This window comes from Erwinia sp. V90_4 (assembly GCF_029967685.1).
GTDB classification, from domain to species: Bacteria; Pseudomonadota; Gammaproteobacteria; order Enterobacterales; family Enterobacteriaceae; genus Erwinia; species Erwinia aphidicola.
This window is the reverse complement of record NZ_JASCAQ010000066.1, coordinates 72,301-97,579: the sequence shown is the minus strand read 5'-3', so window position 1 is coordinate 97,579 and position 25,279 is coordinate 72,301. Positions and strand designations below refer to the sequence as shown.

General features: G+C 58.3%; 21 protein-coding genes. 11 read left to right on the top strand and 10 right to left on the bottom strand.

From position 1 onward, the window contains the following. Positions 1-47: 47 nt before the first annotated feature. From aroK to pilM, 6 genes are all read right to left on the bottom strand, one after another. Positions 48-569, bottom strand: coding sequence for a shikimate kinase AroK (gene aroK, locus QLG07_RS21385; protein ID WP_048917675.1), 522 nt, complete (start codon positions 567-569; stop codon positions 48-50). Between the two features lie 394 nt (positions 570-963). Beyond that, positions 964-2,208, bottom strand: coding sequence for a DNA uptake porin HofQ (gene hofQ, locus QLG07_RS21380; RefSeq protein ID WP_048917676.1), 1,245 nt, complete (start codon positions 2,206-2,208; stop codon positions 964-966). Further along, positions 2,126-2,530 carry a DUF2531 domain-containing protein gene (locus QLG07_RS21375; protein ID WP_282470133.1) on the bottom strand — a complete coding sequence of 135 codons (405 nt, stop codon included), beginning with the start codon at positions 2,528-2,530 and terminating at the stop codon, positions 2,126-2,128. The genes hofQ and QLG07_RS21375 overlap by 83 nt, the downstream gene beginning before the upstream one ends. Beyond that, complete coding sequence (locus QLG07_RS21370) at positions 2,520-3,017, bottom strand: hypothetical protein (RefSeq protein ID WP_282470132.1); 498 nt, start codon at positions 3,015-3,017, stop codon at positions 2,520-2,522. Before QLG07_RS21370 ends, QLG07_RS21375 begins: the two co-directional genes overlap by 11 nt. Then, positions 3,010-3,558: a PilN domain-containing protein gene (locus tag QLG07_RS21365; RefSeq protein WP_282470131.1), complete on the bottom strand. Its 549-nt coding sequence runs from the start codon at positions 3,556-3,558 to the stop codon at positions 3,010-3,012. Before QLG07_RS21365 ends, QLG07_RS21370 begins: the two co-directional genes overlap by 8 nt. Then, positions 3,558-4,385 (bottom strand): pilus assembly protein PilM, encoded by an 828-nt coding sequence (gene pilM, locus QLG07_RS21360; RefSeq protein WP_048917680.1) that lies wholly within the window; start codon positions 4,383-4,385, stop codon positions 3,558-3,560. Before pilM ends, QLG07_RS21365 begins: the two co-directional genes overlap by 1 nt. Before the next feature lie 117 nt (positions 4,386-4,502). Here pilM and mrcA point away from each other — a divergent pair, with 117 nt between their 5' ends. Next, positions 4,503-7,052, top strand: a complete 2,550-nt coding sequence (gene mrcA / locus QLG07_RS21355; RefSeq protein WP_282470130.1) for a peptidoglycan glycosyltransferase/peptidoglycan DD-transpeptidase MrcA — start codon at positions 4,503-4,505, stop codon at positions 7,050-7,052. 33 nt (positions 7,053-7,085) lie between these two features. Here the strand turns inward: mrcA and nudE are convergent, their stop codons facing one another. Continuing rightward, positions 7,086-7,652 carry an ADP compounds hydrolase NudE gene (gene nudE, locus QLG07_RS21350; RefSeq protein ID WP_099753502.1) on the bottom strand — a complete coding sequence of 189 codons (567 nt, stop codon included), beginning with the start codon at positions 7,650-7,652 and terminating at the stop codon, positions 7,086-7,088. A gap of 403 nt (positions 7,653-8,055) precedes the next feature. Between nudE and QLG07_RS21345 the strand changes: the two genes are divergently transcribed. The 5 genes from QLG07_RS21345 to kch all read left to right on the top strand — a co-directional run bounded on the left by QLG07_RS21345 (position 8,056) and on the right by kch (position 14,998). Next, on the top strand, positions 8,056-10,191 hold the full coding sequence (locus QLG07_RS21345; RefSeq protein WP_048917683.1) for an intracellular growth attenuator family protein: 2,136 nt from the start codon (positions 8,056-8,058) through the stop codon (positions 10,189-10,191). 144 nt (positions 10,192-10,335) lie between these two features. Then, positions 10,336-10,737, top strand: coding sequence for a ribosome-associated heat shock protein Hsp15 (gene hslR / locus QLG07_RS21340; protein WP_048917684.1), 402 nt, complete (start codon positions 10,336-10,338; stop codon positions 10,735-10,737). 25 nt (positions 10,738-10,762) lie between these two features. After that, positions 10,763-11,641 carry an Hsp33 family molecular chaperone HslO gene (hslO, locus tag QLG07_RS21335; RefSeq protein ID WP_282470129.1) on the top strand — a complete coding sequence of 293 codons (879 nt, stop codon included), beginning with the start codon at positions 10,763-10,765 and terminating at the stop codon, positions 11,639-11,641. 373 nt (positions 11,642-12,014) lie between these two features. Then, complete coding sequence (pckA, locus tag QLG07_RS21330; protein ID WP_048917686.1) at positions 12,015-13,634, top strand: phosphoenolpyruvate carboxykinase (ATP); 1,620 nt, start codon at positions 12,015-12,017, stop codon at positions 13,632-13,634. A gap of 188 nt (positions 13,635-13,822) precedes the next feature. Beyond that, positions 13,823-14,998: a voltage-gated potassium channel protein gene (kch, locus tag QLG07_RS21325; protein ID WP_282470128.1), complete on the top strand. Its 1,176-nt coding sequence runs from the start codon at positions 13,823-13,825 to the stop codon at positions 14,996-14,998. 81 nt (positions 14,999-15,079) lie between these two features. Here the strand turns inward: kch and envZ are convergent, their stop codons facing one another. Both envZ and ompR read right to left on the bottom strand, forming a co-directional pair. Continuing rightward, positions 15,080-16,426 (bottom strand): two-component system sensor histidine kinase EnvZ, encoded by a 1,347-nt coding sequence (gene envZ / locus QLG07_RS21320; RefSeq protein WP_099753504.1) that lies wholly within the window; start codon positions 16,424-16,426, stop codon positions 15,080-15,082. Further along, positions 16,423-17,142 carry a two-component system response regulator OmpR gene (ompR, locus tag QLG07_RS21315; protein ID WP_001157751.1) on the bottom strand — a complete coding sequence of 240 codons (720 nt, stop codon included), beginning with the start codon at positions 17,140-17,142 and terminating at the stop codon, positions 16,423-16,425. Before ompR ends, envZ begins: the two co-directional genes overlap by 4 nt. Positions 17,143-17,432: 290 nt before the next feature. Here ompR and greB point away from each other — a divergent pair, with 290 nt between their 5' ends. The 5 genes from greB (at position 17,433) to QLG07_RS21290 (ending at position 24,923) form a co-directional block, all read left to right on the top strand. Next, positions 17,433-17,912, top strand: a complete 480-nt coding sequence (greB, locus tag QLG07_RS21310) for a transcription elongation factor GreB (protein ID WP_048917689.1) — start codon at positions 17,433-17,435, stop codon at positions 17,910-17,912. Positions 17,913-18,124: 212 nt separating this feature from the next. Then, complete coding sequence (locus QLG07_RS21305; RefSeq protein ID WP_282470127.1) at positions 18,125-20,458, top strand: Tex family protein; 2,334 nt, start codon at positions 18,125-18,127, stop codon at positions 20,456-20,458. A 152-nt stretch (positions 20,459-20,610) separates the two neighbouring features. Further along, positions 20,611-20,850 carry a ferrous iron transporter A gene (gene feoA / locus QLG07_RS21300; RefSeq protein WP_048917691.1) on the top strand — a complete coding sequence of 80 codons (240 nt, stop codon included), beginning with the start codon at positions 20,611-20,613 and terminating at the stop codon, positions 20,848-20,850. Further along, positions 20,850-23,153, top strand: a complete 2,304-nt coding sequence (gene feoB, locus QLG07_RS21295) for a Fe(2+) transporter permease subunit FeoB (protein ID WP_282470126.1) — start codon at positions 20,850-20,852, stop codon at positions 23,151-23,153. The genes feoA and feoB overlap by 1 nt, the downstream gene beginning before the upstream one ends. A gap of 81 nt (positions 23,154-23,234) precedes the next feature. After that, positions 23,235-24,923 (top strand): alpha-amylase family glycosyl hydrolase, encoded by a 1,689-nt coding sequence (locus QLG07_RS21290; RefSeq protein ID WP_282470125.1) that lies wholly within the window; start codon positions 23,235-23,237, stop codon positions 24,921-24,923. Between the two features lie 33 nt (positions 24,924-24,956). Here QLG07_RS21290 and QLG07_RS21285 read toward each other — a convergent pair whose 3' ends face one another. After that, positions 24,957-25,223: a DUF1471 domain-containing protein gene (locus QLG07_RS21285; RefSeq protein ID WP_282470124.1), complete on the bottom strand. Its 267-nt coding sequence runs from the start codon at positions 25,221-25,223 to the stop codon at positions 24,957-24,959. Positions 25,224-25,279 lie beyond the last annotated feature (56 nt).

Sequence of the window (25,279 nt, the reverse complement as noted above, 5' to 3'; positions counted from 1 at the left end):
TGTATCACCTTTTTTGCTGCGCCCACGCGGGGCCATCAGAGCGTTACTCAGCTCTTTTCCAACATATTGATAATCTGATTAGCGACCACTTTCGCACTCTGATCGTCAGTGCGAATGGTGACGTCGGCAATCTCTTCATACATCGGATTGCGTTCATCAGCTAATGCTTCCAGCACTTCGCGTGGTGGAGAATCCACCTGCAGCAGCGGACGTTTTTTGTCGCGCTGGGTACGTGCCAGTTGCTTTTCGATAGTCGTTTCAAGATACACCACTACGCCACGGGCGGAGAGACGATTGCGCGTTTCGCGCGACTTGACGGAACCGCCACCAGTCGCCAGCACAATGCCCTGCTTTTCAGTGAGTTCATTGATGATTTTTTCTTCGCGATCGCGGAAGCCTTCTTCGCCTTCGACGTCAAAAACCCAGCCCACATCCGCTCCGGTACGTCGCTCAATTTCTTGATCGGAATCGAAAAATTCCATATTGAGTTGTTGAGCTAACTGACGCCCAATAGTGCTTTTGCCGGCACCCATAGGCCCAACCAGAAAGATATTGCGTTTCTCTGCCATTTTTTCGGTATTACTAAGACAATTCGTTGATGATACCCCGCCTTAAACCAGGCAGGACATGAACTGAAACCTCATGAGCGATAGTGCGAGAGTCAGACTAAAAATTATCTCAACACTGAAGGTGTTTTGGCAACCGATTAAATTTACCTTGCCCATTGCACGCAATATTTTGGCGCGTTTCAGTCCGCTTCATTTATCAGCCGGATGTGGTTGCATCGGCTACGCCGCTTGCGCACGATAAAAAACGGTTAAAAAGCATTCGCTGCTGCGGGCACCTGGCCCATAATTCAAAATCGCTAAACCTTGTAAGCTAATTCCGCCCTTGCGTCAAACGCAACTGTGACCAATTCGGGAAAAAACATGCAGGTTCTGTCGTTTGCCGCCAAAAAGCGCATTAGTCACTACGCACTAATCTCGGCGTGATAAAGATCACCAGTTCGCGCCTTTTTTGCTCACGCACGTCATGGCGGAAAAGGCCACCGAGCAGCGGAATATCGCCAAGTACCGGCACTTTACTGCGCCCTGTCGCGCTCTGCTGCTGGAATATGCCGCCCAGCGCCAGCGTCTGACCATCCTTCAGGATCACCTGCGTGTCGATCTCCTGTTTATCGATGGTGAGCACCTCATTAACGCCGCTGCGCATGTTGCGCCCCGGCATATTTTGCGAAATGTGCAGTTTCAGCAAAATCCGACCATTGGCCTGCACCACCGGCGTCACTTCCATTCCCAGCATCGCTTCTTTAAATTCCATGGTGGTAGAGCCGCTGTTGCCGGTCGCCACCTCATAGGGGATCTCCGTGCCCTGCTTAATGCTGGCCGTCTGCTGATGCGAAGTAAATAAGCGCGGGCTGGCAATAATATCCGCCTGATGTTCACTCTCCAGCGCGCTCAGCTCAAGATCCAGCAGGCGACCGTCGAGCCTGGCCAGCGTGAAGCCCACGCGCCCGGCCGGATGAGGCACCCCGAGATCGACCCGCAGCTGGCTGGTGCGCAGCGCGCTCGCTACCTGCTCTTCTCCGCTCAGCCCCCAGTTCACGCCCAGCTCGCGCAGGTTCTCTTCGCTGATGGTGACAATCTGCGCCGCCAGCTCAATCTGCTCCAGCGGCACATCCAGCTGGCGCACCCAGCGTTCAGCCTCTTGCAGTGCGCGATCGGTATCGCGCAGCAGCAGGCTGTTGGTGCGGCTATCCAGCGTAATGCTGCCGCGCGCCGTCATCAGCCGGGCGCGCTCATTTTGCAGGCTGGCGTTGACCGCTGCCGCATCCGCGTGCTGCAACGTCAGCGTCAGGTTGTGCAGCGGCAGATTTTGCTGTTGTTCCTCACGACGGGCATCGGCTTTGCGCTGCTCCTCCTGCTGCCAGCTTTCGGGAAACACCAGCAGCACGTTGCCCTGCTGCTGCGTGGTCAGCCGCCCCATTTTCATCACCAGAGACAGCGCCTGCTGCCACGGCACCCCTTTCAACCGCAGCGAGAGGTTGCCCTCCACGCCGGGGGCCACCACCAGATTCAGCTGCTGATAGTCCGCCAGCGCCTGTAACACCTGGCCGATGGGCGCGTCATCGAACGCCAGTGACAGAGGCGCCTGCGCCAGTGAGAGCGGGCTGATCAGCACCAGCCAGAGGAAGAGCATCCTGTGCATTTTGTTGTCCTTTTAACGTCAGCTTTATGACGGGCGGGCAATCCTGTGAGGGGGAAAGCGAGGCGCTGAGCCAGTCGATAGCGGCAAGCTGCCACGCGGTCGCTGGCAGCGCGTCGCCGATCTGGCCGTGCAGCGTGCTGCCCAGCGGTGAACGCAGCCAGGCGTGGTAGTGGCCCGGTCGGCCAACGATGCCGAGCAGACGCCAGCCCGCGGGCGCATCACCGGTCGCTGGCTGGCAGCGGCTCTCCTGCAAAAAGAAAGGGTCGCGCGCGTGGCTGCCGCTCGCCAGCAGTAACAGCAGCAGCGCTAGCTTAGGAAGCATCGTTTAGCTCCAGCACCAGATGCAGCTGCGCCCCCGCCCGCTTCAGGCGAAAGCGGGGTATTTCTACGCTCGGTTGCAGGGTGGTGAGATAGCCCAGCAGAGCGCCAAACTGCGCCCAGCTTAGCGTCAGGGCCAGCTCTCCGCCGTGCGGCGTGGGGTGCCAGTGCTCAAGCACCGCCCCGCTGTGCGCCAGCAGCCTGGGGAGTGAAAAGAGATGCGCCTTAGCGGGTTCGCTCTGCTGCTGGAGTTGGGCAATCTGCTGCTGCACTGTGCGCAACGCGGGTTGCAAACGCAGCGCGGAGATCTGACTGGAGTAACGCCGCGCCTGCAGACGCTGCTGCTGCTCCAGCGTCTGCAGCTGCCGCTGCGCCGGATGCAGCCAGCACAGCCACAGTAGGCCTGCCAGCAGCAGTGCCGCGAGCGTAAAGCTCACCACCCGCAGCCAGGGCTCAGCCTGCAGCCAGCCGGTCAGCCAGCGGTTAGTCATCCGCGCGTTCCTTAGCGCCAGGAAGCTGCGCCTGCAGGGTGAATTCCAGTGCACGATCGCGGCTACGCTGTATCTGCCCCAGCGTCACCTGGCGAAAGATCGGCATATTCTCCAGCTGCTGGCGCAGCTGATGCAGGCTTTCGATGCGGCGACCGAAGCCGTTAATCTCAAGGCTATGCTCGCCTTTCACCATCTGCTGCAGCCAGAGATCGGCAGGGAATGCCGCGCCGAGCGCATTGGCAAACTGCTGCCAGCGCGCCAGACGCTGCAGACGCTGCTGCCGCTCAGCCTGCCGACTTTGTAGCAGGGCAAACTGCTGCTGTGCCGCCACGCTGCGGGCCTTCAGCTGCGTGGCCAGATTAAGCCCGGTTCGCCATATTGCCAGCCCCTCCATCTGCTGCTGGTTGAGGCGGCGCTGCGCCACTCCGCCCAGCAGTAACCCCACCAGCATCAGCACGGCCCCCAGGGCAAGCAGGCCCCACAACCGCTTGCGCTGCCGCAGCGCGGCCTGTCGCCAGGGCAACAGATTTACCCATACCATCAGCAATCCTCCGGGCGCAGCGCCAGCCCGGTCGCCAGAGCAAACGCGCCTTCACACGCCGGCATCGGGGGCTGATAGCTCTGCAGCACGCTTAAAGGGGTAAGTAGCTGAGTGCCGGGCGGGCAGCTCTCCGCCAGCGCCGAGCTGTACCACAGCGTGCTGCTCTCCTGCAGATAACGCTGCTGCAGGGTGGCGAAGTCCGGGGCATCGTCCAGCGGGCACCAGCCCCAGGGCTGCTCGCGATGCTGCGGTGCGAACCACAGCCAGTGGTCGCTGAGGCGATGTACCAGCGCGGCGGCAGGATCGAGCCGTAAATTGTCCGCCAGCGCGAACAGGGCGGCCGGGGTCAGCTCCAGCACCTGCGGAGTCAGGCCCGCCAGCTGCAGGCAGTTTTGCCAGCTGTGCAGCGCCTCCTGGCGCGCTGCCGTCAGGTAGACAGGCGCATCGGTTCCCCACCCGCGGCGGTAATCGAGCGCCAGCGCCTCCGGTGCAATTGGGAAAAATCGCCTCGCCGCCGCCGTGATGTAGCTGCTACGCTCTGGCTCGCGTAATTGCGTGGTGGGAAGAGCCAGCTGGCGCTGCATCACCAGCTGTGGCGGGAAACCGACGCGCAGTGAGATACGGGAAGGGAGTTGCCTGCGCCAGCGCTGCAGCAGTGCGACCAGAATGTCCTGCCGTTGCACCAGGCCATGACTTAACGTATCTTGCGGCAACGTATGCTGCCACCAGTGGCGCAGCTGCCAGCCGTTTCGACGGCGCTGGATGCCGAGGGCGCACAACTGCCCGTTTTGAATATCCAACCCAACTTGCCATGTCTGAAAAGCCATTGACGCGATCTCCTTATCGTCAGTTACAAAAGGACGTATCCAAGGTACTGGCTTGCCTTTATACTACCGCGCGATTGTTTATAAACTGCCCAATCGACTTTAAATGGGAAATATCAGGTGAAGTTCGTAAAGTATTTATTGATCCTTGCAGTGTGTTGCATTTTGCTGGGAGCAGGCTCGATCTATGGTTTATACAAATATATAGAGCCGCAGCTGCCCGATGTCGCCACGCTGAAAGATGTGCGTCTGCAGACGCCTATGCAGGTTTACAGTGCCGATAACGAGCTTATCGCGCAGTACGGTGAGAAACGCCGTATTCCCCTGACCCTGCAGGAAATCCCGCCGCAGATGGTGAAAGCCTTCATCGCGACCGAAGATAGCCGCTTCTACGAGCATCACGGCGTCGATCCGATCGGCATCTTCCGTGCCGCCAGTATTGCACTGGTTTCCGGCCATGCTTCGCAGGGTGCCAGTACCATCACTCAGCAGCTGGCGCGTAACTTCTTCCTCAGCCCCGAACGCACGCTGATGCGTAAGATCAAGGAGGCTTTCCTCGCCATCCGCATTGAGCAGATGATGAGTAAAGACGAGATCCTTGAGCTGTATCTGAACAAAATCTACCTCGGCTATCGCGCTTACGGCGTGGGGGCTGCAGCACAGGTTTACTTTGGTAAGAATGTTGATCAGCTGTCGTTGAGTGAAATGGCGATGATCGCCGGCCTGCCTAAAGCGCCGTCGACCTTTAACCCACTTTACTCGCACGATCGTGCCGTACAGCGCCGCAACACCGTGCTGGCGCGCATGCTTGACCAGCATTACATCAGCCAGGCGCAGTACACAGAAGCGCGCAACACGCCGCTGGTGGCGAACTATCACGCGCCGGAAATCGCTTTCTCCGCTCCGTACCTGACCGAAATGGTGCGCCAGGAGATGATTAAACGTTATGGCGAAAACGCCTATAACGACGGCTACAAGGTTTACACCACCGTGACCCGCAAGCTGCAACTGGCGGCGCAGGACTCGGTGCAGGACAACGTCATTGCCTATGATATGCGCCACGGCTATCGCGGCCCGTCCAGCGAACTGTGGAAAGCCGGCCAGCCAGCGTGGGATCACGCTCAAATCCTGAAAACGCTGAAAGCGCTGCCGGTTTACGGCCCGCTGTTCCCGGCGGTAGTGACCGCCAGCAGCAGTGATGAAGCTACCGTGGCGATGCGTGACGGCAGCAACATCGCGCTCAATCTGGCTGCGGTGCGCTGGGCGCGTCCATACAAGTCCGACACCTTACAGGGCGCCACTCCGCGCTCGGTTAGCCAGGTATTGCAGCCGGGCCAGCAGATCTGGGTACGCAAGGTCGACAACGACTGGCAGCTGGCTCAGGTGCCGGACGTCAACTCTTCGCTGGTATCGCTCGACCCGCACGACGGCGCAGTACGCGCACTGGTTGGCGGTTTCGACTTCAACCTGAGCAAGTTCAACCGCGCAACCCAGGCGCTGCGCCAGGTCGGTTCAAATATCAAACCGTTCCTCTACACCGCCGCCATGGATCGTGGCCTGACGCTGGCGTCGATCCTCAACGATGTGCCGATTTCCCGCTGGGATGCCGGTGCCGGTGCCGACTGGCGCCCAAAAAACTCGCCTAACAGCTACGCCGGCCCGATTCGCCTGCGTCAGGGGCTGGGTGAGTCGAAGAACGTGGTGATGGTGCGCGCCATGCGCGCCATGGGCGTCGACTACGCCGCGGAATATTTACAGCGCTTTGGCTTCCCGGCTCAGAACATCGTGCACACCGAATCGCTGGCGCTCGGCTCGGCGGCCTTTACGCCGCTGCAGATGGTGCGCGGGTACTCGGTGATGGCTAACGGCGGCTTCCTGGTAGACCCGTACTTTATTACCCGCATCGAGGATGAAGAGGGGAATAAAGTCTTTGAAGCGAAGCCAAAAGTGGCCTGCCCGGAGTGCAATTTGCCGGTGATCTACGGCGAAACCAAAAAAGCGGTGGCGCTGAGTGAAGACAGCGTGGAAAACGTCGCAGTTTCGCAGGAAGGCACTAACCCTGTCGTGCCGAGACCGGAGCTGGAGCAGGTTCCTCAGCATAAGCAGGACGAACAGCCGGAGTATGCGCCGCACGTGATTAACACGCCGCTGTCGTTCCTGATCAAGAGCGCGATGAACTCCAACATCTTCGGCGAACCGGGCTGGATGGGTACCGGCTGGCGCGCCGGGCGTGACCTTAAGCGTAATGATATCGGCGGTAAAACCGGTACCACTAACAGCTCGAAGGATGCCTGGTTCTCCGGATACGGTCCTGGGGTGGTGACATCCGTGTGGATCGGCTTTGACGACCACCGCCGCGATCTGGGGCGCACCACGGCTTCCGGAGCGATTAAAGATCAGATCTCCGGCTATGAAGGCGGCGCCAAGAGCGCACAGCCAGCCTGGGATGATTACATGAAAGCGGCGCTGGACGGCGTTCCGCTGCAGCCGCTGACGCCGCCGGAAGGGGTGGTGACGGTGAAGATTGATCGCAGCACCGGCAAGCTGGCGAACGGCGGCGGCAATACCCGCGACGAATACTTTATCAACGGCACCCAGCCGACGGAGTATTCAGTGCATGACGTCGGCACCACGCTGATGGATAACGGCGAAAGCCACGAGCTGTTCTGATACAAAAATGCCGGGCAATCGCCCGGCATTTTTTTAATACGTTACCCTGCCCTGCTTCACCAGCCACTCGCGCACCAGGAACAGCGCGCTGACGTTGCGCGCCTCGCGGAAATCCGGCTCCTCCAGCAGCGCCAGCAGATTGTTCAGCGGCCAGCGCATCTGCGGCAGCGGTTCAGGCTCGTCACCCTCCAGCTTTTCCGGATATAGCCCTTCTGCCACCACGATATTCATCTGACTGGAGAAATAAGACGGCGCCATGGTCAGTTTACCCAGCTGCTCCAGCTGATGCGCGCCAAAGCCCGCCTCTTCTTTCAGCTCGCGGTTAGCGGCGTCAAACGGTGTTTCACCCGGGTCGATCAACCCTTTCGGGAAGCCCAGTTCGTAGCTCTCCAGCCCGACCGCGTACTCCTGGATCAGGATCAGATGATCATCAATAATCGGCACGATGAGCACCGCTTCCCGGCCTGAAGATCGCATGCGCTCATAGACCCGGCGCTGGCCGTTGCTGAACTCAAGGTCGACCGATTCCACCGTGAACAGTTTCGATCGCGCTGCGACCTCAACATTAAGGATGGCAGGTTTTTGTAATTGTCTGGTCATAAGGGCCCCAGCGAAAAGCCAAAAAGTGAGCGTCATCCACCCGGCGAATTCAGGTGCTGACCGTGTTATTGTCCATTGTGCGGTAGCCGCCGCAGGAAACCAATCATCGCATGAATCATTTTACTTATTTATAACAAATCATTGTAAACATGAGAAAAATCTTTTAAAGAATGTCAATTATCAGACTAATAAATAGGAATATGCCGATACTTAAGTGGCCAAATGCCTGGTAACATCTACATCGGCCATGGTATACAATTATTCTAATTTTATGATTTTTAGCGCTATTTTTAATCACACAGCTGACAGCCAGCACTGTTTAAACTCGCCACAATTGGGTTAGATATGACACAGTCTTACGCGAGAACGTCGACAGGAGCATTGTGGCAGGAATGAGGGAAGCATGAGCACAATAGTCATCATATTGGCTGTAATGCTGGCCTGCTCGGTAACGGCAGGTTGTTTCTTTTGGTACGCTATGCGGCATCGCCCGCCGTTGGCGAAACCACTGCCATTTATCAGTCCCCCCTATCGCAAGCTGAGCAACGAAGAGCGCGCGGCGGTTGAACGCTACGTGGCGCAGTTGGGCAGCCAAAATCAGACTCTGCCCAGCGGAGCCAGCAGTTCGCCCGATCAGCTGGTGCTCACCTCGCAAAGCAACAATGTCTACCCCGTCACCCGCTCGATTACCCGCTACGGCCTCTCTACCGATGAACCCCACAAATGGCGCTACTACCTTGATGCCGTCGAAGTGCATTTGCCGCCGCTGTGGGAACAACATATCGCGGAAGAGAACTACGTTGAGCTGATCAAAACGCAAACCATTCCGCTGGTGATCTCACTTAATGGTCACTCGCTGACGCAGTACAGCTGGGAAGCGCCCGCGCTGACGCCAATGGTGCGCGCTACCGGGCAGAATGCCTCTATCCGTAAGGAAGAGGGCGAAAATATTGAGCTGCTGAGCGTGCGCAAAGAGAGTGCAGAAGAGTACGCGCTAAGCCGACCTGACGGCACGCGTGAAGCGGTCGCTATCTGTATCGCGCTGCTGCTGTTCTTTATCAGCCTGGTCGGGCCAATAGTGTTGATGCCCTGGCTGATCCTGGCGGGCGTTGCCATCATCGCGGTCAGTGCCTGGTTTATCTATCGCCGCCCTGGCGAAAATGATCTGCGCGAAATTCACTGCCTGCGCGGCGCGCCGAAGCGCTGGGGACTGTTTGGCGAATCTAATCAGGGGCAGGCCAGCAATATCTCGCTCGGCATTATCGACTTAATCTACCCGCCGCACTGGCAACCCTATGTCGCCCAGGATCTTGGCCAGACCACCGAAATTGATATCTACCTCAACCGTCAGGTGGTGCGCCAGGGGCGCTTCCTCTCGCTACAGGATGAGGTGCGCAACTTCCCTGTCCAGCGCTGGCGTAAAAATGTCGTGCTGGCGGTGGGTTCGCTGATCCTGCTGGCGCTGCTGATAAGCTGGATCCCGCTCAGCATGCCGCTGAAACTTAGCCTGGCGTGGATCAAAGGCACGGAAAGTTTGCAGGTTACCCAGGTCAGCGAGTTGGAAAAAGCCCCGCTGCACGTCGGTGACAGCCTGAAGGTAAACGGCAGCGGAATGTGTTCGATCCCGGCGACCTACCAGGGCAACCGCAGCTATGCGTTTATGCCGTTCGACTGTTCGGCCATGTACTGGAACAATGCGGAACCGCTGCCGCTGCCGCAGTCCGATATTATCGATAAGGCAACGGCGCTGCTGGACACCACCAGCATGCAGCTGCACCCGCAGTCCAGTACCGACCCGAAACTTAACCCGCAGCTGGCGACTGCCATTCAGAAGTCGGGCATGATCCTGCTGGATGACTTCTCCGATATCGTGCAGAAAACCCAGGATCTGTGCAGCCAGGAGCAGGACTGTGTGCGCCTGAAAAATGCGCTGGTCAACCTGGGGAACGCGAAAGACTGGCAAACGCTGGTGCACCGCGCTAACTCCGGCGCGCTGAACGGCATGAACGTGCTGCTGCGCCCGGTCAGTGCAGAGGCGCTGGAAAATCTGGTCAATACCGCCACCTCCTCCTTCTTCTACCGCGAAACGCGTCGTGCGGCAGAAGCGCTGAACAGCCCTCCCCCGGGTGGCTTCCTGATCCTCAGCGATGAGGGCCGTCAGTTCGTCAATCAGCCAGCACCGGCGGTCTCACTGTTTGATTACAATGCGCCGGACCAGTGGCCGGAACTGCAGCGGCTCTCCGGCATGCTGCTGCACACTCCGTTTAGCGCCAGCGGCATTATTACCAGCATCACCACCGATGCCAACGGCACGCGCCACATCGCTCTGCACAGTGAACCGGATAGCCTCACCCTGTGGCGCTATCTTGCCAGCAGTCTGTTACTGCTGGTGCTGGCGCTGAGCCTGGTGATTAACAGCCTGCTGGCGCTGCGCCGCATGCATCGCCACCGCGTGCGCCTGATGGAAATTCATCAGTATTATGAGAAGTGCTTTAACCACTCGCTAAGCGACATCCAGACCGTGCGGCCGATGTTCTGAGCATCGCCGCATCTGTGCTATTTTTAAGGCTGAGACTCTCCGCTTTACCTGCCTGAACACGTTGCGCGTGAGTATCCGCCGCAGCGCGCCTTGATTTATGGCGTTAGCCCCATATATAAGGTGAATCCAAAAAGGAACCCAGCGATGAAAGAGAAACCCACAGAAGGGGTGCGGCTTGATAAATGGCTCTGGGCCGCCCGCTTTTATAAAACCCGTGCTGCGGCACGCGAGATGATTGAAGGCGGCAAGGTGCATTACAACGGCCAGCGCAGCAAACCCAGCAAGCTGGTTGAAGTCGATGCTGAGCTGGTGCTGCGCCAGGGTAATGACCAGCGCACCGTGGTGATCGAAGGCGTCAGTGATAAGCGCGGTCCGGCAGCGATTGCCCAGCAGCTGTATCGCGAGACGGCAGAAAGTATTGAAAAACGGGAAAAGGTCGCGCAGGCACGCAAGATGAATGCGCTCAGTATGCCGCACCCGGACCGACGCCCGGATAAAAAGGAGCGTCGCGACCTGATGAAATTTAAAAATTCTGGCGACGAATAACGCGCCATTAAAGAGAGAAAAACTTATGTCCCAGCAAGACCAGATGCACCGCTTCCTGTTTGAAAATCACGCCGTGCGTGGCGAACTGGTAGGTATTTCCCAGACCTGGCGCGAGATTATCGACGGCCACGACTACCCACAGCCGGTGCAGCAGGTGCTTGGCGAACTGCTGGTAGCGACCAGCCTGCTGACCGCCACCCTGAAGTTTGACGGCGACATCACGGTCCAGCTGCAGGGTGATGGCGCACTGAATATGGCGGTTATTAACGGTAATAATCAGCAGGAGATGCGCGGTGTGGCCCGTATGCAGGGCGAGATTGCTGACGGCAGCAGCCTGAAAGAGATGGTCGGTAACGGCTACCTGGTGATCACCATCTCGCCAAAAGAGGGTGAGCGCTATCAGGGCGTGGTTGGGCTGGAAGGCGAAACGCTGGCAGAGTGTCTTGAGGACTACTTCATGCGCTCTGAGCAGCTGCCAACCCGTCTGTTTATCCGCACCGGCGAAAGTGAAGGCCAAGCGGGCGCAGGCGGCATTCTGCTGCAGGTGCTGCCCGCGCAGGATGCCAGCCTGGATGAGTTCAACCATCTGGCGACGCTGACGGAAACCATCAAGACCGAAGAGCTGCTGGACCTGCCGGCGAACGAGGTGCTGTGGCGCCTGTTCCACGAGGAAGAAGTCACGCTGTTCGAGCCGCAAAACGTCTGCTTTAAATGCACCTGCTCGCGCGAGCGCTGTGGTGATGTGCTGAGCACGCTGCCGCCGGAAGAAGTGGATCAGATCCTGCAGGAAGACGGTGAGATCGACATGCACTGTGACTACTGCGGCAACCATTACGTCTTTGACAGCGTAGACATCGCGGCCATCCGTAATGATTCAGCTGCCGGTGACCAACAGGTTCACTAATCCCTTCGGGCCAGGTCTTCCTGGCCCTGCACTCTCATGCTGTGCATAACAAACTTCTCGTAGCAAAAAAATGCGATACTTTCTATCGCCAACATGCCGAGTTTTCAACCATTTCATGCGCAATTCCACGATATTTATCACTGGCTTATCGCACTTACTTTAGTTAATAAATGAAACAAATCACGCCGCTTTACAGCGAATCGCGTGTCGCCTCTCATTTCTTCCTTTTGCCTCTTTCTCTGTCGTCTGACAGGTGTAAACTGCGCGCGATCGTCACGGTGCCAGCCGCCCGAATGTGCCAGGCATTACGGCAAAATCGTCGAAACACCCCTACATCTGCAGCAGTACAAAAAACCGACAAAGGAGCAGTAACATGCGCGCTAACGACCTGACCAAGCAGGACCTCGTTGCTTATGGCATCACTGATACGGTTGAGGTAGTTCATAACCCCGATTATGACACGCTGTTTAAGGAAGAAACCCAGCCCGGTTTACAGGGTTTTGAACGCGGAATAGTGACCCAATCAGGCGCGGTTGCCGTCGATACCGGTATTTTTACCGGCCGCTCGCCAAAAGATAAATATATCGTGCGCGATGACGTCACGCGCGACACGCTGTGGTGGAATGACCAGGGTAAAGGCAAGAATGACAATCAGCCGCTGTCGCAGGAGAACTGGCAGTCGCTGAAAAACCTCGTCACCACCCAGCTCTCTGGTAAGCGCTTATTTGTGGTCGATACCTGGTGCGGCGCCAACCCGGACAGCCGCCTGAGCGTGCGCTTTATTACCGAAGTCGCCTGGCAGGCCCACTTCGTCAAAAACATGTTTATCCGCCCGGATGCGCAAGGCCTGGCTGACTTTAAGCCTGACTTTGTGGTGATGAACGGGGCGAAATGCACCAACCCGGACTGGCAGGCTCAGGGGCTGCATTCAGAAAACTTTGTGGCGTTTAACCTGACGGAGAAAATCCAGCTGATTGGCGGTACCTGGTACGGCGGCGAGATGAAAAAGGGGCTGTTCGCCATCATGAACTACCTGCTGCCGCTTAAGGGCATTGCCGCAATGCACTGTTCGGCCAACGTCGGTGAAAAAGGCGATGTGGCGGTGTTCTTTGGCCTGTCCGGCACTGGCAAAACCACCCTGTCGACCGACCCGCAGCGCCAGCTGATTGGTGATGACGAGCATGGCTGGGACGACGACGGCGTGTTTAACTTTGAAGGCGGCTGCTACGCCAAAACCATCAAACTGTCCGAGCAGGCTGAACCCGAGATCTATCACGCTATCCGCCGCGACGCGCTGCTGGAAAATGTGGTGGTGCGCGCCGATGGAACGGTGGATTACGACGACGGCAGCAAAACCGAAAACACCCGCGTTTCCTACCCGATCTACCACATCGACAACATTGTTAAACCGGTATCGAAAGCAGGCCATGCGAAGAAAGTGATCTTCCTGACCGCCGATGCTTTTGGCGTGCTGCCGCCGGTGTCGCGCCTGACGCCAGAACAGACGCAGTATCACTTCCTGTCCGGCTTTACCGCCAAACTGGCGGGCACCGAGCGCGGCGTGACCGAGCCCACCCCAACTTTCTCCGCCTGCTTTGGCGCCGCGTTCCTGACGCTGCACCCTACCCGGTACGCTGAAGTGCTGGTGAAGCGCATGCAGGCCGCGGGAGCGGAAGCCTGGCTGGTGAATACCGGCTGGAACGGCAGCGGCAAGCGCATCTCGCTGAAGGATACCCGCGCCATCATCAACGCGATCCTCAGCGGTGAAATCGCCCATTCGGAGACGGCAACGTTGCCGATTTTCAACCTTGAGATACCGCTGGCGCTGCCGGGCGTCGACAGCCACCTGCTCGATCCGCGCAACACCTACGCCAGCGCCGCCGACTGGGAAGTGAAAGCCCGCGACCTGGCGCAACGCTTTATCAGCAACTTCGATAAGTTCACCGACACGCATGCCGGTGAGGCGCTGGTGAAGGCCGGACCTGCTCTCTAAAAATAATCACGGGGCGACCGAAAAACAGGTCTGCCCCTACAACTGCAAGAATGCCGTAGGGGTCGACCCTTTTTTCCGGTCGACCCATTTTGACTTAAGCCCAGCAGCCTCCTACCGCACATTACTCATTGTCCGACCTGACAAACTGCTAAAATAGGATCCCGACCTGGCTCTGGAAACACAGTGACGTGAAACGCCTGCTGCACCACACGCTTTATCTGTTTAACCCCGTTCACCTGCTGGCCTGCCTGGTGACGATAAATGGCTATCTTTTTCTGCACCCTTCCCTGCACCACGCATGGCACTCCGTGCCCGGTGTGATTGACGGTTTTACCACCTGGAAAAATGCCCTGCTGGTGTTTGGCCTGCTGGAGATCCCGCGCTTTATGCTCGGCCTGAGCCTGATGATTATCGGCTGTGGTTTACTGCTGCGCGCGCGCATCGCCTGGGCTTTCTCACTGCTGCTGCTGCTGGCGATGATGCTGTTTGAACTTAACAACCCGCATACGCGGCACCTGCTGCTGTACGCCACGCTCGGCAACACCCTGCTGCTGCTGTGGTTGTGGCGGCGCTTTCATCATGCCAGCCTGGCCGCAGGCAGCCTGTTTGCCCTGCTCAGCATCACCTCGCTGCTGCTGTATGGCGTACTAGGCTCGCTGTACCTCGGTGAAGAGTTCCGGCCACACATCAGCGATCTCACCATGGCGTTCTACTATTCAATCGTCAGTATGTCGACGGCAGGCTTTGGCGATATCGTGCCGCTCACCCCCCATGCGCGCCTGTTTACCGTCTCCATTATTCTGCTGGGCATCACCGTGTTTGCCACGTCGGTCAGCGTAATTATCGGCCCGGTGCTGGGCGGCAATATGAAAAGAATTATCAAAGGGAGGTTTACCCGCGTGATGCGTAAAAATCATTTTATTATCGCCGGTGCCACGCCGCTGGCGCACAGCGTCTATCTCGGCCTGAAGCAGCGCGGGGAAGCGTTAACGGTGATTGTACCGGAAGGGCTGGCGCACCAGTATCCGCCGGAAACTGACCTGGTCATCGGCGATCCTTCCAGCTCGGAAGTGTTAACGGAGGCGGGATCGGCACACGCGAAGTTTATCCTCGCTCTGCGCAACGATGATTCGGAGAATGCGTTTATCGTGCTGGCGGCAAAAGAGGCGGGCGGTAGCGCAACGCGCACCATCTGCCTGGTGAACGACAGTCAGCATCTGCAGAAGATTAAGCGCGTGCAGCCCGATATTGTGATCTCTTTGCAGCTGCTGGGCAGTGAGTTCCTGGTGCGGACGTTAAGCGGGGAGACGATCGACAATGCGAAGATTGCCGAGCTGTTTTTTGGTCACGTTAACGAACAATAGCGGGTCGTTCGGAGTAAAGGATCGCCCCCTGGAACGCCCGCCATCATGCAGGGGTCGACCTTCCTTTCCGGTCGACCCGTTTTACGCCACCGGGCTGGGCAGGCTGGCCGGAGGCAGCGGCAGGTAAGCTCGAATGCGCAGACCGCCTTTATCGCTCTTGCCGATCTCCAGCGTTCCCTGATGCGCATCGATAATACGTTGCACAATCGCCAGGCCGAGGCCGGTGCCGCTGGTACTGCGCGCGCTATCGCCGCGCACAAACGGCTGGAACAGATGCTTCAGCTGGTCCGGCTCAATGCCCGGGCCGTCATCTTCCACCTGGAACCAACCGCGCTGCAACTCGCGTCCGGAGCTGACTTTAATCCAGCCGTTACCGTAACGGGCAGCGTTAACCACCATATTCGCCACGGCACGTTTGATGGCCAGCGGGTTGATATCCAGCATCAGCTCGGCGGACATCACCGCATTTTCAATTTCACGCTCGTAGCCGCTCTCTGCGGCCACCACTTCGCCCAGCACGCTGTTGAGGTCGGCACGCTCAAACTGCATCTCCTGGCCGGTGCGCAGGTAGTCGATAAACTGTTCGATAATCGCATTACACTCTTCGATATCTTTGTTAATCGACTCCGCAAGGTAGCCGTCCTGCTCCGACATCATCTCGGTCGCCAGACGGATACGCGTCAGCGGCGTGCGCAGATCGTGACTGACCCCGGCCATCAGCAGGGTTCGGTCATCGGCCAGCTGCTTAACGCCGGAAGCCATCTGGTTAAAAGCCCGGGTAACTGAACGCACCTCGGACGCGCCATACTCGCGCAGCGGCGGCGGAATAATCCCTTTACCCACCTGCAGCGCAGCGTGCTCCAGCTCCACCAGGGGTCGGTTCTGGATGCGGATAAACAACCACGCACCGCCAATCGCCAGCAGCATGATCGCCAGCGTGTAGCGGAACAGCGGCGAGAAATCGCCCTGATGGATTTCAGTCAGCGGCACGCGCACCCAGATATCGGGCGACAGCCAGGTTTTCAGCCAGACCACCGGTGAGTTTTTATTCACCTCGACGCGCACATCGGTCGGGCCACCGAGCTGCTGCGCCATCTGCTGGCTGAGGAATTCGTAGTGTTGCGCCCAGCGTAATCCGCTCTCTTCCGCCGCCGCGTTGGTATACAGCGAAATGCCCAACTCGCGGTATATCTCACGGCGAAATGCCGGCGGCACTTCCAGCTGCGTGCCATCTTCCAGCTGCAGCCGGTCGGTCATCAACATACGCACTTCATACGCCAGCACTTTGTTAAACTGCTGCAGGCTGGGCAGTATGGCAAAGTTAAGCACCACCAGATAGGTCGTTACCAGGCTGACAAACAGCAAGGTAACGATCAACAGTAGCGTGCGGGCAAATGAACTGCGGGGAGAGAAGCGGAGTCGCCTCATGCCTTACTGCCGTCCGGCACGAAGACATAACCCAGGCCCCAGACGGTCTGGATGTAGCGCGGATGGGCCGGATCTTCTTCCACCATGCGGCGCAGGCGGGAGATCTGCACGTCGATAGAACGCTCCATCGCACTGTACTCGCGGCCACGCGCCAGGTTCATCAGCTTGTCACGCGACAACGGTTCACGCGGGTGGCTGACCAGCGCTTTCAGTACCGCAAACTCACCGCTGGTCAGTGGCATAGGCTCATCTTCACGGAACATCTCACGCGTGCCGAGGTTCAGCTTGAACTTACCAAAGGCAATCACCGCCTCTTCCTGCGAAGGGGCGCCCGGCAGCTCATTGGCCTGACGGCGCAGCACGGCACGGATACGCGCCAGCAGCTCACGCGGGTTGAAAGGCTTCGGAATGTAGTCATCCGCGCCGATTTCCAGCCCGACGATACGGTCCACTTCTTCACCTTTCGCGGTCACCATAATGATCGGCATCGGGTTACTCTGGCTGCGCAGACGGCGGCAGATCGACAGGCCATCTTCGCCCGGCAACATCAGGTCCAGCACCATCAGATGGAAGGATTCACGCGTCAGCAGACGGTCCATCTGCTCGGCATTTGCCACGCTACGCACCTGGAAACCCTGTTCGGTCAGATAGCGTTCCAGTAGCGCACGTAAACGCATGTCATCATCGACCACCAGGATTTTGTAATTTTCTTGCATTGAGTGACTCCCAAAGGCGCTATTGCCTGAGCTGGTATTTTCAAAAAAGATGCCTGAATGTAACAGTCAATAATGGTTTATATTGTAGCCGAAATTGTTACAAAGCATATTAAACAGCAGCTTATCTTGAAATTCTGGCAAAAAACCACGGCTGAAGCACAAAGTTCACGCGCGGTATTTGTCAGAACAAACAAGCAGTAACGTTCGGGGATAATTCGCAATGCGTGATTTGCATCCGCACGCCGGGCATCACAGAATAGCGGGCAAACCGCGACGATGATGGCTGAACGATGAAAACAAAACTGATTACCCGTGAAGGCTACAATCTGCTGAAGAAAGAGCTGGATTTTCTCTGGCGCGAAGAGCGCCCGGAAGTGACGAAGAAGGTGACCTGGGCGGCCAGCCTTGGCGACCGCAGTGAAAACGCCGACTATCAGTACAACAAGAAGCGCCTGCGGGAAATTGACCGCCGCGTGCGCTACCTGACCAAGTGCCTGGAGCAGCTGCGCATCGTCGATTACAGTCCGCAGCAGGATGGCAAAGTGTTCTTTGGCGCCTGGGTGGAAGTGGAGAATGACGACGGAGAGATCAAGCGTTTTCGCATCGTCGGCTATGACGAAATTTTTGGCCGTAACGATTACATCTCCATCGACTCACCGATGGCGCGCGCCCTGCTGAAGAAGGAGGTCGGCGATGCCGCCACCGTGCAAACGCCGGTCGGTGAAGCGCTGTGGTACGTCAACGACATCCGCTACGTTAAAGAATCCTAATCCGCACCGCGGCGGCCTGTTCTTACCCAAAATAATTCGAGGTGCAGGAAGGCGGCAAATGAGCGAATCCCGATGAGCTTACATAAGTAAGTGATTCGGGTGAACGAATGTAGCCAACGCGCCTGCGGCTTGAAGTATGAAGGGTAAAGTAGCATTCTGCCGCTGCAATCCGTATAACTGTTGCCAATTTCTTAAGCCATTAAAGTATCCCAATGATGAAAGATTCGCTGAGCCGCCTGATTGCAAGTGAACTGCAGGCCCGAGCTGAACAGGTTGAAGCCGCTGTTCGCCTGCTGGACGAAGGTAATACCGTGCCGTTTATCGCACGTTATCGTAAGGAAGTGACCGGCGGGCTGGACGACACCCAGCTGCGCCAGCTGGAAACCCGCCTTGGCTACCTGCGCGAACTCGCTGACCGCCGCCAGTCCATTCTGAAATCCATCGCCGATCAGGGCAAACTGACCGACGAGCTGGCCGCGGCGATTAACGCCACGCTGAGCAAAACCGAGCTCGAAGATCTCTACCTGCCGTATAAACAGAAGCGCCGCACGCGCGGGCAGATCGCCATTGAAGCCGGTCTGGAACCGCTGGCCAACACGCTGTGGCAGGAGCCAAAACACGATCCTGAGCAGCTGGCTGCGGGCTATGTTGACGCCGATAAAGGCGTTGCCGACAGCAAAGCGGCGCTGGATGGCGCGCGCTATATCCTGATGGAGCGCTTTGCCGAAGACGCCAGCCTGCTGGCAAAAGTGCGTGAATACCTGTGGAAAAATGCTCACCTCGTCTCCCGCGTGGTTGACGGCAAGCAGGAAGAAGGCGCGAAATTCCGCGACTACTTTGACCATCACGAAGCCCTGTCCGGCGTGCCTTCCCACCGCGCACTGGCCATGTTCCGTGGCCGCAACGAAGGCATCCTGCAGCTGTCGCTGAATGCCGACCCGCAGTTTGACGAGCCGCCGCGTGAAAGCCACGGCGAACAGATTATTACCGAGCACCTCAACCTGCGTCTCAACAACGCTCCGGCCGATGCCTGGCGTAAAGCCGTGGTGAGCTGGACCTGGCGCATCAAAGTGCTGCTGCACCTCGAAACCGAGCTGATGGGCACGGTGCGCGAGCGGGCGGAAGACGAAGCGATTAACGTGTTTGCCCGCAACCTGCATGACCTGCTGATGGCGGCCCCGGCCGGGATGCGCGCCACTATGGGTCTCGATCCGGGCCTGCGTACCGGCGTGAAAGTAGCGGTAGTGGATGCGACCGGCAAGCTGGTTGCCACCGATACCATCTACCCGCACACCGGGCAGACCGCCAAAGCGGCGGCGACAGTGGCCGCGCTGTGCACCAAACATAACGTTGAGCTGGTGGCTATCGGTAACGGCACCGCCTCACGCGAAACCGAGCGTTTCTACATTGAGGTGCAGAAGCAGTTCCCGCAGGTGAAAGGCGAGAAAGTGATCGTCAGCGAGGCGGGCGCGTCGGTTTATTCCGCCTCTGAACTGGCGGCGCTGGAGTTCCCGGACCTGGACGTTTCGATTCGTGGTGCGGTATCCATTGCCCGCCGTCTGCAGGATCCGCTCTCCGAACTGGTGAAGATCGACCCTAAATCCATCGGCGTGGGCCAGTACCAGCATGACGTGAGTCAGAGCCAGCTGGCGAAGAAGCTGGATGCGGTAGTGGAAGACTGCGTAAACGGCGTAGGCGTGGATCTGAACACCGCTTCAGTGCCGCTGCTGACCCGCGTGGCCGGCCTGAGCAAAATGATCGCCCAGAATATTGTCAGCTGGCGTGATGAGAACGGCCGCTTCCAGAACCGCCAGCAGCTGCTGAAAGTGGGCCGCCTTGGACCGAAAGCCTTTGAGCAGTGCGCGGGCTTCCTGCGCATCTCACAGGGCGATAACCCGCTGGATGCCTCCACGGTGCACCCGGAAGCGTACCCGGTGGTGGAGCGCATTCTCGCCGCCACCGAACAGGCGCTGAATGAGCTGATGGGGAACCCGTCCGTGCTGCGCGACCTGCGCGCGGTCGATTTCACCGACGAGCGTTTCGGCGTGCCAACCGTCAGCGATATCATCAAAGAGCTGGAAAAACCGGGGCGCGATCCGCGTCCAGAGTTCAAAACTGCCCAGTTTGCCGACGGCATTGATACCATGAACGATCTGCTGCCGGGCATGGTGCTGGAAGGCTCCGTCACCAACGTCACCAACTTCGGCGCGTTCGTCGATGTCGGCGTGCATCAGGACGGCCTGGTACATATCTCCTCCCTCTCCGACAAGTTTGTTGATGATCCGCATAAAGTGGTGAAAGCCGGGGATATCGTCAAAGTAAAGGTGATGGAAGTGGATCTGCAGCGCAAGCGTATCGCCCTGACCATGCGCCTGGACGAGCAGCCGGGTGAAACCAACGCGCGTCGTGGCGGCGGTAGCAGCGCGGCTAACGGCCGTGACAATGCGCGCCCGGCAAAAGGCAGCAAGCCGCGCCCAGCCACGCAGCCCGCCGGTAACAGCGCGATGGGCGATGCCCTCGCCGCCGCGTTTGGTAAAAAGAGCTAAACCTCAGGGCGGGCTGCCAGGCCCGCCCTTTTTTGCAAAAAACCGCTCCCGTTCTCCGCTATAACCTTGCTCAATATCAATGTGAGCAATAATCATTCTCATTAAAATTCATTGTCTCACTCTCGCGTCCAACATGTCAGCAGGCCAGGACAATGCAACTGATCCCCCAGCACAGCTACCGGATTACCGGTTTTTCTCCCACGCTCAGCGCGGCTTTTCGTCAGAAACTGATGGCGCAGGGCCTGCTGCCCGGCACCTGCTTTACCCTGGTGCGCGTAGCGCCGCTCGGCGACCCGCTGCATATCGAAACCCGCCGTACCAGCCTGATGCTGCGCCGCAAAGAGCTTTCCCTGCTGCTGCTTGAAGCCATTGAAGCCGGGGAGGGAGCTTAATGAAAAACACGACTCTCGCCCTGACCGGTAACCCAAACGTTGGCAAAACCACCCTGTTTAATCAGCTGACCGGCGCTCGCCAGCGCGTCGGCAACTGGGCGGGCGTCACGGTTGAGCGTAAAGAGGGGCGCTTTACCACCGCACAGCATCAGGTGAAGCTGGTCGATCTGCCCGGCTGTTACTCGCTGACCACCCTCTCGGAGCAGGCCTCGCTGGATGAGCAGATCGCCTGTCAGTACCTGCTGAGCATGGAGGCTTCGCTGGTGATCAACGTGGTGGATGCCAGCAATCTGGAGCGCAACCTCTACCTTACGCTGCAGCTGCTGGAGATGGGGCTACCTTGCATCATCGCGCTCAACATGCTGGACATGGCCGAAAGCCAGCAGCTCAGAATAGACATTGCAGCGCTGGAGCAGGCGCTGGGATGCCCGGTAGTACCGCTGGTCTCCACACGCGGGCGCGGGATTGATCGGCTGAAACAGGCCATTGATCATTACCCACCTCGCTGCGCGCAGATCGCTGTCGCCTACCCTGCTGCGGTGCAACAGGCGGTAGCACAGCTGGCTGCGGCCATGGCGGCCCCCCTCTCGCCGGCGCAAAAAAAGTGGCTGGCGCTGCAAATGCTGGAAGGGGATATCTGGAGCCAGCAGCAGGCCGTGGATGCCGCCCGGCTGCTGCCCGCCGTATCCCGGCAGGCAGCAGCAGACGTGGCGCAAAGCATCGTCAGCAGCCGCTATCAGACGATTGAAACCCTGTGCTGCCAGGCCATTCAGCAGCAGGGAACGCGCAAGGGGGTGTCACAGCATCTCGACCGCCTGACGATGAACCGCTGGCTTGGCCTGCCCTTCTTCCTGCTGGTGATGTACCTGATGTTTTTCCTCGCCATTAATCTCGGCGGTGCACTACAGCCGCTGTTCGACCTCGGGTCGGCGGCGCTGTTTATTCAGGGTACGCAGTGGCTGGGCATCACGCTGCACCTGCCAGAATGGCTGACGCTGTTTCTGGCGCAGGGGATTGGCGGTGGTATCAATACGGTGATGCCGCTTATCCCCCAGATCGGCATGATGTACCTGTTTCTCTCACTGCTGGAAGATTCTGGCTATATGGCGCGTGCCGCCTTTGTGATGGACCGCTTGATGCAGGCGCTCGGCCTGCCGGGGAAATCTTTCGTGCCGCTGATTGTCGGCTTTGGCTGCAATGTCCCGTCAGTCATGGGTGCGCGCACGCTTGATGCCCCGCGTGAGCGCCTGATTACCGTGCTGATGGCGCCGTTTATCTCCTGCGGTGCACGCCTGGCTATCTTCGCGGTGTTTGCGGCAGCGTTCTTTGGTCAGCGCGGGGCGCTGGTTGTATTCAGCCTTTATCTGCTCGGCATGGGTGCCGCTATCGCGACCGGCCTGCTGCTCAAGCATACGCTGATGCGCGGCGCGGCCAGCCCGTTTGTGATGGAGCTGCCCACATGGCACGTTCCGCACCTTAAAAGTCTGCTGTTACAGACGTGGCAGCGTCTGCGCGGCTTTGCGCTGCGCGCGGGCAAAGTGATTGTGCTGGTCAGCGTCGTGATTGGCGGGCTGAACAGTTTTACCTTCAGCGGTCAGCCGGTCAGTAACCTCAACGACTCGGCCCTCGCCAGCGTCAGCCGCACGCTGACCCCGCTGCTGTCGCCGATTGGCGTGCAACGCGATAACTGGCAGGCGACCGTCGGGCTGCTGACCGGGGCAATGGCGAAGGAGGTGGTGGTCGGCACGCTCAACACGCTCTACACCGCAGAAGCGCTGCAGCGGCAGCCGTTTGACGCGGCGCAGTTTAGCCTGATCGATCAGCTCAAGGAGGCCGCCGTGCAAACCTGGCAGAGCGTGCGGGCGACGTTCAGCCTCAGCGTGCTGGCGAACCCGATTGAAGCCAGCAAAGGTGATGCCGAAATGGCCAGCGGTGCGATGGGTACCATGCACAGTAAATTTGCCAGCGATGCCGCCGCCTACAGCTACCTGATCTTTGTGCTGCTGTATGTCCCTTGCGTCTCGGTGATGGGAGCCATCGCGCGCGAAAGCAGCGCCCGCTGGATGCTCTTCTCTGTCGTGTGGGGCATCGATCTGGCGTACTCACTCTCTGCCCTGTTCTATCAACTTGCCCGTTTTGACCAGCACCCGCGCAGCAGCCTGCTGATCATCGCCAGTGTGATACTGATTAATGCGTTACTGCTGCTAGTCCTGCGACGCATCCGCATCCGGCCGGGGCTAATCCCGGTAAAAAATGGGGTGAGCGGCTGCTCTGGTTGCGCAAAAAGCGACAATTGCCACTGATGTAAGTTGCGATTTTGTGACCAGCGTCTACAGTGAAAAATAACGCCTGATTTTTCACCTGCGGTGGCAGCCGAAATAAAAATGGATATTATCAATAACTTAATAGATAAGATCTACGAATACGCTTTTCCGCCATCGTACCTGCAGCGCCTGCATACGCTGATTGACGAGGCGCGGGCGCAGATTCATCAGCAGCGAAAAGCCCACTGGGATGAAAACGATGTGGTGCTGATCGCCTATGCCGACCAGTTTCATCAGGACGATACCCCTACCCTGAACACCTTCTCGCGCTTCTATCAGCAGCATTTACAGTCCAGTTTTAACCTGGTTCACCTGCTGCCCTTTTTCCCGTATTCATCCGACGACGGCTTCTCGGTGATAGATTATCACCAGGTTAATCCCCGGTGCGGCAGCTGGCAGGAGATCGCCGAGCTGCACCAGCACACGCGCCTGATGTTCGATTTTGTCTGCAATCATATGTCCGCGCACAGCGCCTGGTTCGCGCACTATCTGGCGCAGGATCCCGGCTGGGATGACTTCTTTATCAGCATGCCCCCCGCCACCGATTTAACAGCCGTGACCCGCCCACGCACCTCGCCGCTGCTGACGCCGTTTACCATGGCCGACGGCGAAACGCGCTATATCTGGACCACCTTTAGCGCGGACCAGATCGACCTGAACTTCGCCAATCCGCAAGTGCTGATCGCTATGGTTAACGTGCTGCTCGACTACCTGAAAAAAGGTGCCGACTATGTGCGGCTGGATGCCGTCGGCTATATGTGGAAAACCCCCGGCACCTCCTGCATCCATCTGGAGAAAACCCACCAGCTGGTGAAACTGTTCCGCGCCATTGCCAACGAAGTCGCCCCAGGCACCGTGGTGGTAACGGAAACCAACGTGCCGCACAAAGACAACATCAGCTACTTCGGCAACGGCCGCGATGAAGCGCAGATGGTGTACCAGTTTTCCCTGCCGCCGCTGGTGCTGCACGCTATTCACTACGGCTCCGCGCGCGCACTGCGCCAGTGGGCGGCCTCGCTCGACAGCAGCGGTGGCAGCACCACCTTTTTCAACTTCCTCGCTTCGCACGACGGCATCGGCCTGAACCCGCTGCGCGGCATCCTGCCGGAAACCGAAATTGTCTCGCTGGTGCGCGATCTGGCGATGGAAGGCGCGCTGATCTCCTATAAAAATAACCCTGACGGCAGCACCAGCCCGTATGAAATCAACGTCACCTATATGGATGCGCTGAACCAACGGGATGACGATGACGATACCCGCCTGCAGCGCTTCCTGCTGGCGCATGCCCTGCTGCTGGCCTTCCCCGGCGTGCCGGCGATTTATATCCAGAGCATTCTCGGCTCGCGCAATGACATGGAGGGGGTAAAAGCAGCAGGGCATAACCGGGCGATTAACCGGCAGAAATACGCCGTCAGCGACATTGAGCAGGCGCTGAGCGAGACTGATTCCCTGCGCTACCGGGTGTGGTATGCGCTCAGCCAGCTGGTGCAGGTGCGTAAACGCCAGCCCGCATTCCATCCGGATAACCCGATGCATATCGCCGACAGCGATAATTCACTGCTGGTGATGCAGCGCCAGGCGCGGGACGAAAAAGAGAGCCTGTGGTGTGTCTACAACCTGAGTGGCAAAACGGTAAGCTATACCCTGCCGGAAGCGCGCTGGTATCGCGATGTGGCGAATGATGAGCGGGTGGATGGGCATCAGGGGCTGGAACTGGCGCCGTGGAGCTTTCGCTGGCTGAAAATCTAAAATACTGCCCACCCGCGGTGGGCAGGAGATCGATTACTTGTACACTTCAGCCAGGGCGTGAGTATGGTCGCCTTCATCTGCGGCGATAATCACGAAATACTTGCCGCCCTTCTCATCGGCCTTTTTTGACAGGTGTTTTTTCGCATCCATCGGATCGAGCGTTGAGTTGGTGGTCACGGTGCCGACTTTTTCCAGCTTCATCTCAGCCGCTTTTTCGCGCGAAATCTCTTGCGCAGCGCTGGCGTTGAAGGTGAATGCGGCGGTGATGAGCAGAGTGGTGATAGCAATAATCTTTTTCATCCTGGATCCTCTCCTTAGGCCAAAACTTCGGTTTGTCTGACAGCGCCGTGCGCTGC